Below are 13,986 nucleotides of genomic sequence, written 5' to 3'. Positions count from 1 at the left end.
ATTTAATATTTTAGCCATCTCAAAATTACACTTCACCAATGACAGCTTTGTCCTGGAAATCCAATTTCACTGAAACGGAATGCCGGATTTTCCGGGGCAAGGTCATAGCCGGGATACTGAAAACGACCCTTTGGAAATACGACGGCCGCGGCGAACTCGATGGCCATATGCTCACATTCAGGTCCAAAGGGTTTTTCCAATCTCACACCGAAATACTGGACATCGAAGGACAGCGGGTATTGGGCGGCATCGATTACAACTTGTTCGGAAGCAAGGCGTCAATCACCTTTGAGGGAATGCGTTACGAATGGCGGTTAGAATCGTGGCTGCGCGGGAAATGGGTCGTAGCAAATGGCGAATCCGAAGCACGTTTTGAGTCTGCCGGGTTCTGGAAGAGGGAGGGAAACGTAAGCAACGACAACATCCCGCCGCCGGTAATCCTGGCTTCTTTCTTTGTGCAATCTTTCTTTCATAAAATTTCGGCTGCATCCTGACTCATAACTGCTATATTCCAACTGAAAAATCGTCTTCATGAAAATCATAGAAACCAGCGAAATAGCGAAACGTTACATCATGGGTAGCGAGGTCATCCAGGCGCTGAAATCCGTTACAATTTCGGTTAATAAGGGTGAATATGTGGCGTTTATGGGGCCTTCGGGCTCGGGTAAGTCGACGTTGATGAACATTATCGGCTGCCTCGATACGCCTACAACCGGAAAATATATCCTCAACAACAAGGACGTGAGCGACATGACTGAAAACGAACTGGCCGAGATCCGGAACAAGGAAATTGGGTTCGTGTTTCAGACCTTTAACCTGCTTCCCAGGATGTCGTCGCTCGATAATGTGGCTTTGCCGCTCATTTATGCGGGATTGAGCAAAGCCGACAGAACGGAAAAAGCAATGCTGTCCCTGAAAAACGTTGGCCTTGAAAACCGTGCGGGACACAAGCCGAATGAACTCTCGGGTGGTCAGCGCCAGCGTGTTGCCATTGCCCGCGCGCTCGTCAACGATCCGAGTATCCTGCTCGCGGATGAGCCTACCGGTAACCTCGACAGCAAAACTTCCTACGAGATCATGGACCTTTTCGACCAGCTTTACAGCAAAGGAAATACGATCGTGATGGTAACGCACGAAGAGGACATCGCGCACTACGCGCACCGCGTCGTTCGCCTGCGCGACGGGCTCGTCGAGTCGGATACCATCAATCCGAACCCTACGAAAGTGAGCGCGTTGGTTTGAAGTCCCAAAGAAGTTTACAGAAACAAATAGTATAAGTATCTTTGTATCGGATAAAGGCCAATGGCCGAGAGAATCCGGATGAATGGCCCGACCGAGGCGCATCATCCGGATTATTTTTATAACAATATCATGAAGATCAATTTCAAAGACATTATCATATTCGAGGACGAGGATTTTTTAGTGGTGAATAAACCGCCGCACCTGGCTACGCTCGATGAGCGTACGGCCGACCGCGGAGGCAGCGTACTTCGTCTTGCCAAAGAATATAACCCCGATTTGCAAGCCGCCCATCGCCTCGATAAGGAAACTTCCGGCGCATTGGCATTCGCTAAAAATCCCGCTGCTTATCGCCATTTGGCCATGCAATTCGAGCACCGGGAGGTGACAAAACGTTACCACGCAGTCGTTAACGGCATTCATGATCTGGAAGGTGTGTCGGTTTACCTGCCGATCCTGCCATTGAAAAACGGAACGGCGGTGAAAATCGACCGTGCGGAAGGGAAGGAGGCAGAGACCATATTCAACACTTTGCAGGTTTACCGCGGCTACACTTTAGTGGAATGTATCCCCATTACAGGGCGTATGCACCAGATCCGCGTACATTTGTCATGCCTGAAAGCCCCGATCGTCAACGACCCGCAATACGGCGGCGAACCGATTTTCCTTTCAAGCCTGAAAAGGAAGTTCAATTTGAAAAAAGATACAGAGGAACAGTCTCTTATTCAGCGTGTTGCGTTGCATGCGCGGTCGCTTTCGTTTGCGGTTATGAACGGTGATCCTATACGTGTGGAGGCGCCTTACCCGAAAGATTTCGAAGTGCTTGTGAAACAGCTCAATAAATTCGGCGTGTAATAGCATGGTTTTTGTTGGATGTTAAAAGTTGCGTACGTTTAAATCATCTTTTTCCATTCAAAAACCTAAAACTATGCGGGCACACACGTTACGAAGTACTTCTTTCCTGCCACTGATGCTGTTGTTTGCATTGGTGAGCATGGCTGCCAGCGCGCAGACCGGCCGAAAAAACGACGTGATTATCAAGCGCGACAGTTCGCGTATCCAGGCGCTCATTACACAAATGAGCTACGAAAAGATCAATTATCGCGACCTTGGCAAGGCCGATAGCGCCGCTACCTACATTTATCTGGATCAGGTAGCCCGGGTGTTGCTGAAAAACGGCAAGATCATCAACGTAAAGGACTCGATTCCGCCGGGGCGCATTCCGCCCGACAGCGTCGGCCAGTATGCGGATTTGAACAATCTGCCGACTGATCCGTTCGAGAAAAGTGTAGTAATGGCTAATTCCGACCAGTTGCGCGATAAGTATGAATATCATCATAACCGCGCGATAGACGGCAAGCAGGGTGCCATCGTCTTCACATCAGTAGCTGTGGCGACACTGGTATCAGGCATTATTGTGGCAAGCACAGGCGATAGTCCCGATAACAAGACCATCGGCGCTTCCCTCGCGATCGCGGGACCGGCTGTGGGGGTTGTTTTTGGGTTAATCGGTTTTAAAAACTATAAAATTCATAGTAAGAAGGCCGAAAAGGTCAAGAATGAATTGCAGCGCAGGAACCAGCCGCTGACCACTTTCAGGATTACACCATACGTCGATCCGTTCAATAAATCGGCAAGGCTGGGGCTGAGGTTGTCTTTCTGATTGCGGTAAATTGATTACTTTCATAGGGTTAAAACAGTTACAAAAAGTCCTTCCCTCATGAAAGTAATTTTACCAAAGCTGAAAAATCAGCTTTTAGCCATGTTAATGCTATTATTTGTCGTTCAGGCAAATGCACAAACACCGCGTAAAGCGGATGTGATTAAGCTGCGCGACGAGTCCAAACTGGAAGTATTTATCCAGGAAGTGGATGACCAGGTAGTGAAATACAAAAAAATCAGCGACCCGGAAGGGCCGCTTTTTTCAGTTAAAAAGTCGGATATCGCTTCAATCCGCTACGGGAACGGTGAGGAGGAAACGTTTGAGGCGACGCTTGAAGTGCAGAACTACTATTCTCCCACGAAGCCGACTCCCGCCGCCCGGCAGCACGAGCCTGGCCCTGCTGCGCGAAAGGTTGCCAACGGACCGGTAAAGCCCTCGGTTCAGTTCGCCGAGGATGTCAGAAGTGCTTCGCCCGACCATTTACGGAGCATGTACACCTATTATAAAACGCGCTCGAAAGGCGGGATGGTCATGGGGATTGCAGGGACTTCCGTGGGCGTGATTGTGGCGGCAATCGGCACGGGCATTGTGGCCAGCGCTATGGACGACAACGGCAATTACAAGAGTTATCAGGACGAGCTGCGGGCGCGTAAAGGTGCCTACATGATGCTGGGAGGATTTGCCGGCGCAATAACGTTCGGTACTGTGGGCTTTGTGAAAGGAGGCAAGAACGGTGCCAAGGCCAGCCGCATCCGCCGGGAGCTGATCCGTCGCGGAGAACCTCTGACGATTAGTATCAGGCCGTCGTTCAACCCGTCGCAACGGGCAGGAAGCCTGACATTGGCATTGAATTTCTGATCAATAGGTCACAAAAAAAGCGGGCTCCGAAATGCTTCGGAGCCCGCTTTTTTTGTGACTTAAATTTCTTAGAATTTGAATGCGATACCCGCTTTCAATGGAGATGCGTTGTAACCAACTTCCGCAAATACGCCCATGTTAGGTTTGAAGTAGTAACGTGCTCCTGCGAATACGCCGAAGAAAACACCGCTTCCGTAGCCGTCATCGTAAACGCCTGACCAGCCATCAGGATCGCTGAAAGAAGAAACACGGTAACCGAGTGAAGGTCCTGCGTACAAATCAAGGTTGTCCAGTTTCAGGAAGTGCTTTCCGTAGTGGTAAGAGCCCCTCGCCGCAATGGTGAAGAAGTTATATCTCCACTTGTACCCAACGTAGCCGTAGTTCCAGGTCGTAAAGTCAGCCTGGCCACCAACGCTGATAAAGTCATGGATACCACCTTCGAACGAAGCACCTACACCGACGCCACCGCCGCCATATGTACCGCCGAGGTTAATACCAGCATTCAATAATTTATCTCCTTTTTCAAATTGGGCGAACGCCTTCTCGGAAGCTGCGCTGAAAAGGGCTGCAACTACCAGCATGAATAGAGTCTTTTTCATCGTAATAGATTAGTTATTGTTAAAGAATAATGGCACAAATTAAAGCCTTTATTTCAATGCTTCAAAACTTGTGCCATTTATAGTTATTAACCGGAGTTTCCCACTTTATAAGTGGTTTCGGTATCTTTTTTTAATCCAAAATCAGATGTGCTTCCGGAGCTTATCCTTAAAGACCTTTTTGAATTTGTCCAGTTTTGGTGCAATCACGAAGGCGCAGTAGCCCTGGTCGGGATTGTTGGCAAAATAATTCTGGTGGTAGTCTTCGGCAGGATAAAACTTCTGGAATTTAGTGATTTCGGTTACAATCGGATTCGCATAAGCGCCCGATTTGTCCAATTCCGCTTTGGCCGTTTCCGCCAGCTGTTTCTGCTCGTCGGTATGGTAAAAAACGACTGAACGGTATTGCGTACCCACATCATTTCCCTGGCGGTTCAGCGAAGTAGGGTCGTGGCTGCGGAAGAACGCTTCCAGCAGGTCGGCGTAACTGATCACCTTGGGATCGTACGTCACTTCCACGCACTCCGCGTGACCGGTATTACCTGTGCATACTGCCTTATAATTGGGATTGGGGTCGTGCCCGCCCGAGTAGCCCGAAACCACCTTCTTAACGCCTTCGAGTGATTCCATTACGGCCTCGGTACACCAGAAACATCCCGTACCAAATGTTGCGACTTGTGTGTTCGCGGTATCGACGTTGCTTTCGTCGAGTGCGGTTGAGGCTGCTTCTTTGTCCATTTTGCTCTTGTGTTTTTTGTCTGTCTGCGCACACGACACGAGGGCCATGCAACACAAAAATATAAACGTGAAAATCGGGATGGTGGTTCTCATCATAACAATACGGGTTATCACTGTTTCGGTAACGATTACGGGGCCAATAAAGTTTTATGACCGTAATCGTATAATATTTACGAAATTTGAACGCCAAAAGATCGGGATAGCATCCTATTCCGTCGACATCAAATCTCCGGTAGTTTATGACCTATCTTCATTTCAAAGCACTTCATATCATATTTGTAGTCAGCTGGTTTGCAGGGCTTTTTTACATGCCCCGCCTGTTTGTGTACCACACCGAGGCCAACGACAAGCCGAGCCCCGAACGCGAAATCCTTTTGGCACAATTTACGAAAATGGAGAAGCTGTTGTTCAATGCAATCATGACACCCGCATGCTGGCTTGCATTGCTATGCGGAACAGCGATGCTCTACATTACCCCCGCCTGGCTTGACCAGGGTTGGATGAAGCTGAAACTGGTTTTTGTGTTGGGCCTATTGGCTTACCATTCCATTACCCGTAAAATATTACTGGAACTCCGGCAGGGAAAATTCCGGTATAGTTCCTTTCAATTGCGTCTTTTCAACGAAGTAGCGACGATATTCCTGTTTTCCATCGTCTTTTTGGTAGTATTAAAAAACACCGTCGACTGGCTGTGGGGCGTGCTCGGTCTGATTGCTTTCGCGATTGTGATCATGACCGCCGTGCGGGTCGTCAAGAGAATGCGGGAAAAGAAGGCAGGAGTTTAGCGTATTTCAAAAAATAGCAAAGCCCTTTGAACATGTCGTCCGAAGGGCTTTTTACTTCAATAATCCCACCTGGCATTACTTGTATTTCGTTTTGTAACTAAAATTTAGTTATAAAGACTAAAAAATTTTAGAGTTTTTTGTATTCGTAAAATACGTGACCTGCTGAAAGCTTTTCGTCAGCAGAATAATGCTGCCAGGCGGCAATACTTCCGTCGCTGTCGCCTTCGAGCTCCAAGGCAATGACCGACGTTCCTGTTTTTTCATTGTTGCAGAAAAGCTGAACGGCATTGCCAGCACTATTGCTTTGCCAGGTGCCGGTGAGCTTGCTGGCATTGCCGGCATCGCGCATTTCAAAGCGACCGTCGGCCCGGAGTTCCAGTTTTGACAAACATACTTTTACATCACCCGATCGTTCAGGAAAATCGCGCGGCGTTTTGCCGTCGTTGTCGTTGATCGTAATGCGGTTCATATTTTCCCACATTCCTACGAGGTCTTTATTGAGATATTCTGAAATGTTGTTCGCTTCGCCGCCCGGTATTTCGCAGGAAAAGAAGAGCAGCATTAATGCCGCCAATGGCACGGCTGCCAGGAAGCGCAGTCGGCTGACGGCCCTGGATGGAGTTTGATGTAGCATGATAATTCGTGATTTGATTTGACCATAATATGAAAAGTAATGCAGGGGTGAGATTTGCGTAGATGACGACAGGTTCAGGAGCAGATGCGTGTAACGAAATCTCCCGGCCTGGCGTGCGGCCTGTGCGTCGGCGATGAATTCATGATTGACCGTGATCGCTTCCCGCCAGAAACGCATCAGCGGATTGAACCAGCAGCACGCGCTAAGCAGCCGGACTAGCAGCCAGTCGCCCGAATGCCCTTGCCTGCAATGCACGAGCTCGTGCGCGATGCATGTACGCAAGGACGCATTATCAGGCAGGTTTTGGTTGATAAAAATGTAGTTGAAAAAAGAGGAGGCAGGTATTTCATTGTCCACCAACACGAGCCGCACAGTTCCCAGTTTCCGGGAAGGGTATTTCCGGATCAGCCGGGCGACGGCGAAAATGTCTGCGAACAATTTATACAAATGCCAGGCTGCAATGCAACCATAAATTATCCAGAGGGTTTGTGAAAAACCGGACCCGTATGCTTGCGGGGAATCACCGGCAATGCCTTCAACCAATGCATACTCCGGGAAGAAACGCGCTGCCACTCCCGAAGGCTGCTCCCATTGGCCCGGCCAAAGCGGCAGTCTCAATGCAGGGGCTAGGATACTGAACACCATCCCGAAAAGCAGGTATAGCCGGTTGGCTGCAAAGAAGGTAAGCCTTCGAAAAGCGGCCCTGTAAAGCAGGATCACAAGCGCCAGGCAAAGGTTCACTTCCAACAGATAGGTACCGGCCATGGCGTTTACGATTTGGGAGGGTAGTATGAATCGATCAATTGCTTCAATTCATTTACTTCGTCTGGTTTCAAGGCGTTTTCCTGGACTATAAACGATACAATGTTCTTGGGAGAACCTTCGAAATAGTGCTTCATAAGGTCGGAAAACGACCTCCGGGCGTATTGATCCCGGGAAATGGCCGGGAAATAAACATGCGTTTTGCCATACGCCTTGTGATCGACAAAGGCTTTTTTTTCCAAGAGCCTTACGACAGACGAAACAGTCGTGTAAGGCGGCTTCGGCTCGGGCAATTTATCAAGAATGTCGTGAATCACGCCTTCTCCCAGCTCCCAGAGAATGCGCATGATGTTTTCTTCCGAATGACTAAGCGGTTCCATGATTCAAAGGTATAACTAAAATTTAGTTATCAAACTTATATTTAGTTGAAATCTTTAAAACAAGATATTTCTGATGTTCATGGAGAATGCTCAAAATGTAAATCCAAGCTCAAGCCTGGCAGAATAACGCCGGTGAAGGGCGTCATAAGGGTAGGGCACGTCTGCCGGCAACACATGATAACCGACATTCGTATCCACATAAATATGTTTAAACAGTCGTTGCTGAAAACCTATCGACGGTGAAATTGACCAGTACCTTTCATTTATATTAGGGAAGTAGCCGGTGGTTCCGTATTTGGTATGAAGCATCGCGATTTCGAAGGCTGTATAAAAACCGGAAAGATTATTGCCCGATTTGCCGCGACGGATCTGCATGCGCTGCAGAAAGTAATATCGCGGCTGCAGGCCCACTTTAATCGAAGATCCGCGCACAGAGTCCCATTTCCTATCGTAAAATTCAGCATTAGCACTCATGTCGAGCGAAAAGGGGCTTTTGCCGAATTTAGCTTCGCGCGCAATCCCTGTGCGCAACGACTGCTGGTCCAGACCTATGCTGAATTCCGGAAAGCGTAGTTTCCATTGATTGTGAATTTCCTCATCGCATAGCAGTACTTCGCATAACTGAGAAGGCAGGGAGCGCTTCCAGTCTCCCAGCGCAATTCCGACGGTCATTTGCGTTGAAAAAATAATATTTCGTTTGAAGTCGACGGGACTTTTGTTGGAATAAAGAGGGTGCCACGATGCTTCCCTCGGCCTTGGCTCCGTGTAGTAGGCTCCGAATGAAATATCGATATGTCCCCAATTCAGGAAGCGGCTCTGAAAGCCGGACGCAACTCCTACGATCCGCTTGTATGGGCTGCTATTGTACCGGTCTATCGATTTTAATGGGAGCTCGTAAGACATTGCCAGGTAAGCCCCGCTGAAATTGTTTGCATTCAGCCCTTTTCGGATCCTCGCGGGCATGGCATAGTACCAGCGTGCTTTCGCGCCCAGCCAAGTGTTACCGCGCCAGGGTTTGACAAATGTGCGGCTATAAATGGCATCGTTTGCTGCGTTTGTCTGGCCGCGCAAAGTTGCTTCTACCGACAGGAAGGGTAGCAACTTATACTCGTAGCTGATATCGACTCCAATACCGATCCCTCTGAGGTCGGAAGTCCGATATCCAGCCTTGACAATATGTTTCGTAGGCACACGCGTCATAAACACATTGTCGTACCGGTCGATAAACTTCTGCCGGACGCTCAGTGTATCGGGTTCTTCGCTGTAAGTCACGCGAATAGTGTCCTGCGCAGCGACAGTCAACGATTTCAGAAGGATCAATAGCAGCGGTAAGAAGTATTTCATGCAAACAGAAGTAAATGCGGCCCCGGCCTGATGAAAGAGGTGTGTTTTAATAGAAATGGTTGTATGGAAATGCCGATGATTTTAAAAATAGCTCGTTTGATAAGTTGTTAAAAATTCTTAAACCCGAATTAATTAGAACGCTGGTTGCTATTTTAGCAAATATCAATAGTTAAGGTGTTCTGAATGAAGACAAAACTGCATTTGTCAGCCATCTTTTACCGTTCGTTCGGATTTTATTTGTGGGCCATTCCGATGGCGGCCTGGCGCGCATTGGGCTGCCCGACGGCCCGGAATCTTTATGTGCTGATACCCGCGCTGGTCCTTTTCAAATTCTTTTTGCAAGGCATCACCATTTACATTTTCCGGCGCAGGTATGCACATTTGTTTTTCTTTTATGCCAATGCGAACCTATCTCAGCGGCAGCTTTTCGCCGCGGCATTTGTAGCGGATTTCGTACTCTTCTCTTTATCAATGGGTATTATCCAGTTAGCAAGTGAATGGATAAGATGAAAGGGCATGTGCTCGAAGCCGATAGCATGTGGCTGGAATATGAGGGATGCAAAATCCTGCAAAATATTTACCTTCAAATGCAGACAGGCCATGTGACAGGGCTGCTCGGGCGTAACGGGACGGGGAAGTCCAGCCTGATGCAAATGATTTTCGGAACGCTCCGGGGGCAAAACCAATCGGTAAGGTTCAATGGTGACTATGTATCACATCCCTATCAGCATCCGGGACTGATCAGCTACCTGCCACAGCACGCTTTTATCCCCTCAAACCTGCGCGTGAGCGAGGTATGCAGGTTGTATAAAGTCGATTTTACGGATCTGTGCCGCCATTTTCAAGATTTGGAGCAGTACAATCTTACCCGTGTTAAAGACCTGTCGACCGGTAACCGACGGCTGCTGGGAACGTTGCTCGTGCTGCTGATGCCCGTGGCATTTACCTTGCTCGATGAGCCATTTGCCGCGCTTTCGCCCCTTAGTATCGAGCAAATGAGAAGAGTGATTACTGAGCAAAAGGCCCGGAAAGGTATTCTGATTTCAGATCATGCGTATGAAGACGTCCTGGGCCTCGCGGATGCAACATACCTGATCGTGCCCGTAGGACGCAGTATCTTGCTTAAAGATGTTTATTCTGAACTGGAAGAGTTTGGATATTTATAAGACATTCATTAAAAAGCTACTTTTCAAAAATCAATGCTTCCGCGCTGGCGCCTAGCTCTTCCAATGTTTTCAAAATCGATTCCGTGAATGCATCCGGCCCGCAGACGTAAAAAGGCTGGTCGAAATTCGTGATGTGTTTTTGCAGAAAAGCCTTGTCGATACGGCCGTGATGGTAACCGCCTGCATTTTCGCCCGAAATGAGGTTGAAGAAATGCTCGCCGAGGATTTGTTCGAGCTCTTCTTTAAGGATAATGTCGGCCGTGGTGCGGTTGGAGAAGAACAGCTGGTTTACCCCGACCTGCCCTTTGGAATACAAATCCCTGAAAATGGCCAGAAATGGCGTAATACCGGCGCCTCCGGCCAGGAATACGCCTTCGCCTTTGTATTCGATGGCGCCCCAGGCGTCGCTGATCTCGAAACTGTCGCCCGGCTGCACGTGCGTCAGTGCATTGGTTACGCCCTCGTGGTCGGTGTAGGATTTGATCGTGAATTCGAGCGTATCCGACGTGGGCAGCGACGTGAATGTGAACGGCCGCTTTTCTGCAGCCCATTGATCTTTCAGGATCGAAAAATCGGTAGCCTGGCCGGGAGAGTACGTGAAACCCGCCGGTTTCTCTACGGTATAGGCATTTACGTTATGCGTAACAGGCTTTTTAGCGAGCAGTTTGACGGAATAGTCGGCCATGACGGTAGGTTTCGAATGCGTTGTGGATACAAACTTGATGCAAAATACGCACTCCCAGGGCCGCTGTCAAGAACGGTTTTTGTCGAATGGCATGGTTTAAGGCAACGACTGAAAGTAGCGGGTGTAGTGCCGAGGTAGGTGGCAATGTAATGATCGGGAATGCGACGGAAAAGCGACGATGGCTGACGGATATCGTATTTATGGAATTAGGCTATGGTTATAAAGGCGTTTTCAATGGCGGATTGAGCATGCGGTTTTGAGATCCTTGGCCCGGTGAGGTCACAGCGGCTGACATGAAGATTGATTCCGGATTCAAATGCTGTTTTTTAGCAGATCGGAAATCAGTTTTCCATTAATCGTCAATCCTTCAATATTGCATCCGGATATTTCGATACCGCTCAGATCGCAATGGACGAACCTGCTCTTATGCAAATCACAATGTTCGAAAAGGAGCGGCCGCTGTTCTGCCTCCGGGTCGTACATCGGGTGATCGGGCGGGCACATACCTATGTTCTGAAACACCGCCCCGCCCAGCTGTGCGCCTTCGATTTTGAGGTCGCTCAAATTCGCATCCGTAATCGATATATTACTCATGTTCACGTCGTTGAATGTCGAGTCGGACAGCATAACGCAGTGGGCAGTGATGACGGCACATTCGCTGTCGAGCGCAATTTGTTTGATGGTTTCCATGATGGTCGTTTGGTTTTGGCTAATGTAAAGTTAGCTTCCTAACAGCCAGTGTAAAAGGGCCAAATGCGACGAAATTGCGGTGCAATTGTGCCAAAAATCAGGCTTCTATCGTGTGTGATTTTTTTGTCCCGCTATTTGTCCCGAAAAGCAAAAACGCCGTTCCTGATAACAGAAACAGCGTTTTGTGCCGAAGGCGGGACTCGAACCCGCACAGGATTGCTCCCTCACGCCCCTGAAACGTGCGTGTCTACCAGTTTCACCACTTCGGCTTGAATTGGGTGGGCAAAGATAGCAATCTTGTTTTGGACTTTACAAGCGTTTCGAGTTTCAGACGGTGAAAAAATCTTAAAAATTTAAATTTTGACCCCTTCATACAGCGCCGGAATGTGGATTTTGCGGTATCCGGCCTTTTCCAGCTTCAATTTGAATGCGATTTGCGTCTCGTATTCACCATGCACAAGGAATACCTCCTTTACGCGCTCGGGTTTCTGGCACGAGAGAAATTCCAGCATTTCGTTGTAATCGCCGTGACCGGAGAAGGAATCCATCGTTTCGACGCGGCATTTGACCTCGAACTTCTCGCCGAAGATGTTTACATGCGTGTCCCCACGCTTCAACGCACCTGCGAGGGTGTTCGCAGACGCATAGCCCACGAGCAGGATCGTCGAGTTCGGGTCTCCGATGTTATTTTTGATATGGTGCTTGATGCGCCCCGCTTCGGCCATCCCGGAGGCGGAAATGATGATACAGGGTTCTTTGTGGTCGTTAAGGGCGATGGATTGCTGCACATCTGAAATATAATTGAGGTACGGAAATGCAAATGCGTCGCCGTCTTTCTCGATGTAATCGAGGATTTCGGGGTTGAAGCATTCGTCGTGTTCCTTCATAATGGCCGTGGCGCGGATCGCGAGCGGACTGTCGATGTAGACGGGGATTTGCGGTAGTTGGCCTGAACTCGAAAGCTGGTCAAGGGCATAAATGAGCTCCTGCGTGCGGTCGATCGCAAAGGCGGGAATAATGAGTTTGCCACGACGACGGACGCACGTTTCTTGTACAATGCGCAGCAAATGCGCGTGCATATCAATCTCTTTTTCGTGCAGCCGGTCGCCGTAAGTAGATTCGCAGATAATGTAATCGGCTTGTGGGAATTCCTCGGGCTTGCGGAGAATGCGGTCTTCGGGGCGGCCGATGTCGCCGGTAAACGTTACCTGCTTAAAAGTTCCTCCATCTGGAATACTCAAATGCACGGCGGCGCTGCCGAGCAAATGCGCGGCGTCGGTCAGGATTACCGATACTTCATTGTCTTCACCCAAAAAAAACGTCTGTCCGTAACGCACAGTTTTGAACAGGCTCAATGCGTGGGCGGCGTCTTCGGCATTGTAAAGTTCTTCAAGGAGCGGGCGCCCTTGCTTTTTGCGGCGTTTATTAATGCGTTCGAGGTCTTTTTCCTGGATATGGGCGCTGTCGAGCAGCATTACGCGACAAAGATCGGCAGTGGCAGCGGTGCAATAGATTGGCCCTTTGAAACCCTTGCGTACGAGGCGTGGGAGTAGGCCTGAGTGGTCGATGTGCGCATGGGAAAGGACTACGTAATCGACATCGGCAGGCTTGAAACCGAATTCCTGGTTGAACTCGTCGGTTTGAATGCCCTGAAAAAGCCCGCAGTCAAGTAATATTTTGGTTCCTTTTTCGGTGGTAATGAGGTGCTTGCTTCCGGTAACGGTGCGTGCGGCGCCAAAAAATTGGATCAGCATAAAGGTTTGGATTTAGAACGTTGGTGAAAAGAAGGAGGTCATGCCAGGACGTAGATCGCGTCGAGGTTGCGCCCAATGCCGTCGTAGTCGAGGCCGTAGCCGACTACGAATTTATTTTCGATCTCAAAGCCGACATAGCGCATATCCACAGGGGTTTTCAATGCTTCCGGCTTGTGCAGCAAAGTAGCGATTTCAACGGATTTTGGCGACATCGCCTTCACTTTTGTGATCAGCTGCGACATGGTAAGCCCGGTATCCACAATATCTTCAATAATGATCACATCTCGTCCGGCAATGTTGGCATCCATCCCGATAATTTCCCGCACCATGCCGGACGAGGTCGTTTGAGAATAGGAGGAAAGCCGAATAAAATTGATCTCGCACGCCAGCGAAATGCTCTTGACGAGCTCACTGGCAAAAAGAAATGCGCCGTTCAGTACGATAATGAATACCGGGCACGAATCCGCATAATCGGAATTGATGCCGGCAGCTAACTCAGAAATACGGTTTTCGATCGTTTCGCGCGAAATAAAAGGGACAAATGTTTTATCCAGAATGTTAATCATAATTTTGAAGTACGGATCAAGTTCCAAAAGACGACAAAGCGTTTTCTGGAAACTGGCTGCCGAATGCCGGCAGTCGGTTCGTGGCAAATACTCTGAGGATCAATATTAACTCTTTTTTTAAAAACC

General features: G+C 48.9%; 18 protein-coding genes and 1 tRNA gene. 9 read left to right on the top strand and 10 right to left on the bottom strand.

The window, feature by feature from the left end; genetic code table 11:
- The first annotated feature begins 38 nt into the window (after window positions 1-38).
- The 5 genes from IEY24_RS29050 (at window position 39) to IEY24_RS29030 (ending at window position 3,760) form a co-directional block, all read left to right on the top strand.
- Window positions 39-494, top strand: a complete 456-nt coding sequence (locus IEY24_RS29050; RefSeq protein ID WP_188938778.1) for a hypothetical protein — start codon at window positions 39-41, stop codon at window positions 492-494.
- Window positions 495-531: 37 nt separating this feature from the next.
- Complete coding sequence (locus IEY24_RS29045) at window positions 532-1,242, top strand: ABC transporter ATP-binding protein (protein ID WP_188938777.1); 711 nt, start codon at window positions 532-534, stop codon at window positions 1,240-1,242.
- 129 nt (window positions 1,243-1,371) lie between these two features.
- On the top strand, window positions 1,372-2,094 hold the full coding sequence (locus IEY24_RS29040; protein ID WP_188938838.1) for an RluA family pseudouridine synthase: 723 nt from the start codon (window positions 1,372-1,374) through the stop codon (window positions 2,092-2,094).
- A 73-nt stretch (window positions 2,095-2,167) separates the two neighbouring features.
- Window positions 2,168-2,902, top strand: coding sequence for a hypothetical protein (locus IEY24_RS29035; protein WP_188938776.1), 735 nt, complete (start codon window positions 2,168-2,170; stop codon window positions 2,900-2,902).
- Between the two features lie 57 nt (window positions 2,903-2,959).
- Window positions 2,960-3,760, top strand: coding sequence for a hypothetical protein (locus IEY24_RS29030; RefSeq protein WP_188938775.1), 801 nt, complete (start codon window positions 2,960-2,962; stop codon window positions 3,758-3,760).
- Between the two features lie 68 nt (window positions 3,761-3,828).
- Here IEY24_RS29030 and IEY24_RS29025 read toward each other — a convergent pair whose 3' ends face one another.
- Together IEY24_RS29025 and msrA are read right to left on the bottom strand one after the other, a co-directional pair.
- The gene (locus IEY24_RS29025; RefSeq protein WP_106599476.1) at window positions 3,829-4,359 is read right to left on the bottom strand and encodes a hypothetical protein; all 531 of its coding nucleotides are present in this window, start codon (window positions 4,357-4,359) and stop codon (window positions 3,829-3,831) included.
- A 141-nt stretch (window positions 4,360-4,500) separates the two neighbouring features.
- On the bottom strand, window positions 4,501-5,094 hold the full coding sequence (gene msrA / locus IEY24_RS29020) for a peptide-methionine (S)-S-oxide reductase MsrA (RefSeq protein ID WP_229223322.1): 594 nt from the start codon (window positions 5,092-5,094) through the stop codon (window positions 4,501-4,503).
- 239 nt (window positions 5,095-5,333) lie between these two features.
- Between msrA and IEY24_RS29015 the strand changes: the two genes are divergently transcribed.
- Window positions 5,334-5,879 (top strand): CopD family protein, encoded by a 546-nt coding sequence (locus IEY24_RS29015; protein WP_188938774.1) that lies wholly within the window; start codon window positions 5,334-5,336, stop codon window positions 5,877-5,879.
- A gap of 127 nt (window positions 5,880-6,006) precedes the next feature.
- Here the strand turns inward: IEY24_RS29015 and IEY24_RS29010 are convergent, their stop codons facing one another.
- The 3 genes from IEY24_RS29010 to IEY24_RS29000 all read right to left on the bottom strand — a co-directional run bounded on the left by IEY24_RS29010 (window position 6,007) and on the right by IEY24_RS29000 (window position 8,999).
- Complete coding sequence (locus IEY24_RS29010; protein ID WP_188938773.1) at window positions 6,007-7,278, bottom strand: M56 family metallopeptidase; 1,272 nt, start codon at window positions 7,276-7,278, stop codon at window positions 6,007-6,009.
- A gap of 5 nt (window positions 7,279-7,283) precedes the next feature.
- Window positions 7,284-7,655 carry a BlaI/MecI/CopY family transcriptional regulator gene (locus tag IEY24_RS29005; protein ID WP_188938772.1) on the bottom strand — a complete coding sequence of 124 codons (372 nt, stop codon included), beginning with the start codon at window positions 7,653-7,655 and terminating at the stop codon, window positions 7,284-7,286.
- Between the two features lie 90 nt (window positions 7,656-7,745).
- Complete coding sequence (locus IEY24_RS29000; protein ID WP_188938771.1) at window positions 7,746-8,999, bottom strand: hypothetical protein; 1,254 nt, start codon at window positions 8,997-8,999, stop codon at window positions 7,746-7,748.
- 183 nt (window positions 9,000-9,182) lie between these two features.
- Between IEY24_RS29000 and IEY24_RS28995 the strand changes: the two genes are divergently transcribed.
- Both IEY24_RS28995 and IEY24_RS28990 read left to right on the top strand, forming a co-directional pair.
- The gene (locus IEY24_RS28995) at window positions 9,183-9,509 is read left to right on the top strand and encodes a hypothetical protein (RefSeq protein WP_188938770.1); all 327 of its coding nucleotides are present in this window, start codon (window positions 9,183-9,185) and stop codon (window positions 9,507-9,509) included.
- Window positions 9,497-10,165, top strand: a complete 669-nt coding sequence (locus IEY24_RS28990; RefSeq protein ID WP_229223321.1) for an ATP-binding cassette domain-containing protein — start codon at window positions 9,497-9,499, stop codon at window positions 10,163-10,165. Before IEY24_RS28995 ends, IEY24_RS28990 begins: the two co-directional genes overlap by 13 nt.
- 16 nt (window positions 10,166-10,181) lie before the next feature.
- Here IEY24_RS28990 and IEY24_RS28985 read toward each other — a convergent pair whose 3' ends face one another.
- Complete coding sequence (locus tag IEY24_RS28985) at window positions 10,182-10,850, bottom strand: ferredoxin reductase domain-containing protein (RefSeq protein WP_188938769.1); 669 nt, start codon at window positions 10,848-10,850, stop codon at window positions 10,182-10,184.
- A gap of 86 nt (window positions 10,851-10,936) precedes the next feature.
- Here IEY24_RS28985 and IEY24_RS28980 point away from each other — a divergent pair, with 86 nt between their 5' ends.
- Window positions 10,937-11,110: a hypothetical protein gene (locus tag IEY24_RS28980; RefSeq protein ID WP_188938768.1), complete on the top strand. Its 174-nt coding sequence runs from the start codon at window positions 10,937-10,939 to the stop codon at window positions 11,108-11,110.
- 52 nt (window positions 11,111-11,162) lie between these two features.
- Here the strand turns inward: IEY24_RS28980 and IEY24_RS28975 are convergent, their stop codons facing one another.
- The 4 genes from IEY24_RS28975 to hpt form a co-directional block, all read right to left on the bottom strand.
- A complete protein-coding gene (locus IEY24_RS28975) occupies window positions 11,163-11,540 on the bottom strand; it encodes a pentapeptide repeat-containing protein (protein ID WP_188938767.1) in 378 nt (125 codons plus the stop codon).
- Between the two features lie 185 nt (window positions 11,541-11,725).
- Window positions 11,726-11,809: transfer RNA gene (locus IEY24_RS28970), tRNA-Leu, on the bottom strand.
- Between the two features lie 84 nt (window positions 11,810-11,893).
- Entirely contained in the window at window positions 11,894-13,294 is a 1,401-nt protein-coding gene (locus IEY24_RS28965) for an MBL fold metallo-hydrolase RNA specificity domain-containing protein (protein ID WP_188938766.1), read from the bottom strand.
- 38 nt (window positions 13,295-13,332) lie between these two features.
- Window positions 13,333-13,860 (bottom strand): hypoxanthine phosphoribosyltransferase, encoded by a 528-nt coding sequence (gene hpt, locus IEY24_RS28960; protein WP_188938765.1) that lies wholly within the window; start codon window positions 13,858-13,860, stop codon window positions 13,333-13,335.
- Between the last annotated feature and the right edge of the window lie 126 nt (window positions 13,861-13,986).

The sequence above is a fragment of the Dyadobacter endophyticus genome, assembly GCF_014641595.1.
Lineage (GTDB): Bacteria > Bacteroidota > Bacteroidia > Cytophagales > Spirosomataceae > Dyadobacter > Dyadobacter endophyticus.
Note: the sequence above shows the minus strand (reverse complement) of the source record. Positions and strands in the feature narration are given on the sequence as shown.

Coding starts and splice junctions, on each gene's coding strand:
- IEY24_RS29050 (WP_188938778.1), top strand. CDS start 39: ATGACAGCTTTGTCCTGGAAATCCAATTTCACTGAAACGGAATGCCGG.
- IEY24_RS29045 (WP_188938777.1), top strand. CDS start 532: ATGAAAATCATAGAAACCAGCGAAATAGCGAAACGTTACATCATGGGT.
- IEY24_RS29040 (WP_188938838.1), top strand. CDS start 1,372: ATGAAGATCAATTTCAAAGACATTATCATATTCGAGGACGAGGATTTT.
- IEY24_RS29035 (WP_188938776.1), top strand. CDS start 2,168: ATGCGGGCACACACGTTACGAAGTACTTCTTTCCTGCCACTGATGCTG.
- IEY24_RS29030 (WP_188938775.1), top strand. CDS start 2,960: ATGAAAGTAATTTTACCAAAGCTGAAAAATCAGCTTTTAGCCATGTTA.
- IEY24_RS29025 (WP_106599476.1), bottom strand. CDS start 4,359: ATGAAAAAGACTCTATTCATGCTGGTAGTTGCAGCCCTTTTCAGCGCA.
- msrA (WP_229223322.1), bottom strand. CDS start 5,094: ATGGACAAAGAAGCAGCCTCAACCGCACTCGACGAAAGCAACGTCGAT.
- IEY24_RS29015 (WP_188938774.1), top strand. CDS start 5,334: ATGACCTATCTTCATTTCAAAGCACTTCATATCATATTTGTAGTCAGC.
- IEY24_RS29010 (WP_188938773.1), bottom strand. CDS start 7,278: ATGGCCGGTACCTATCTGTTGGAAGTGAACCTTTGCCTGGCGCTTGTG.
- IEY24_RS29005 (WP_188938772.1), bottom strand. CDS start 7,655: ATGGAACCGCTTAGTCATTCGGAAGAAAACATCATGCGCATTCTCTGG.
- IEY24_RS29000 (WP_188938771.1), bottom strand. CDS start 8,999: ATGAAATACTTCTTACCGCTGCTATTGATCCTTCTGAAATCGTTGACT.
- IEY24_RS28995 (WP_188938770.1), top strand. CDS start 9,183: ATGAAGACAAAACTGCATTTGTCAGCCATCTTTTACCGTTCGTTCGGA.
- IEY24_RS28990 (WP_229223321.1), top strand. CDS start 9,497: ATGGATAAGATGAAAGGGCATGTGCTCGAAGCCGATAGCATGTGGCTG.
- IEY24_RS28985 (WP_188938769.1), bottom strand. CDS start 10,850: ATGGCCGACTATTCCGTCAAACTGCTCGCTAAAAAGCCTGTTACGCAT.
- IEY24_RS28980 (WP_188938768.1), top strand. CDS start 10,937: ATGGCATGGTTTAAGGCAACGACTGAAAGTAGCGGGTGTAGTGCCGAG.
- IEY24_RS28975 (WP_188938767.1), bottom strand. CDS start 11,540: ATGGAAACCATCAAACAAATTGCGCTCGACAGCGAATGTGCCGTCATC.
- IEY24_RS28965 (WP_188938766.1), bottom strand. CDS start 13,294: ATGCTGATCCAATTTTTTGGCGCCGCACGCACCGTTACCGGAAGCAAG.
- hpt (WP_188938765.1), bottom strand. CDS start 13,860: ATGATTAACATTCTGGATAAAACATTTGTCCCTTTTATTTCGCGCGAA.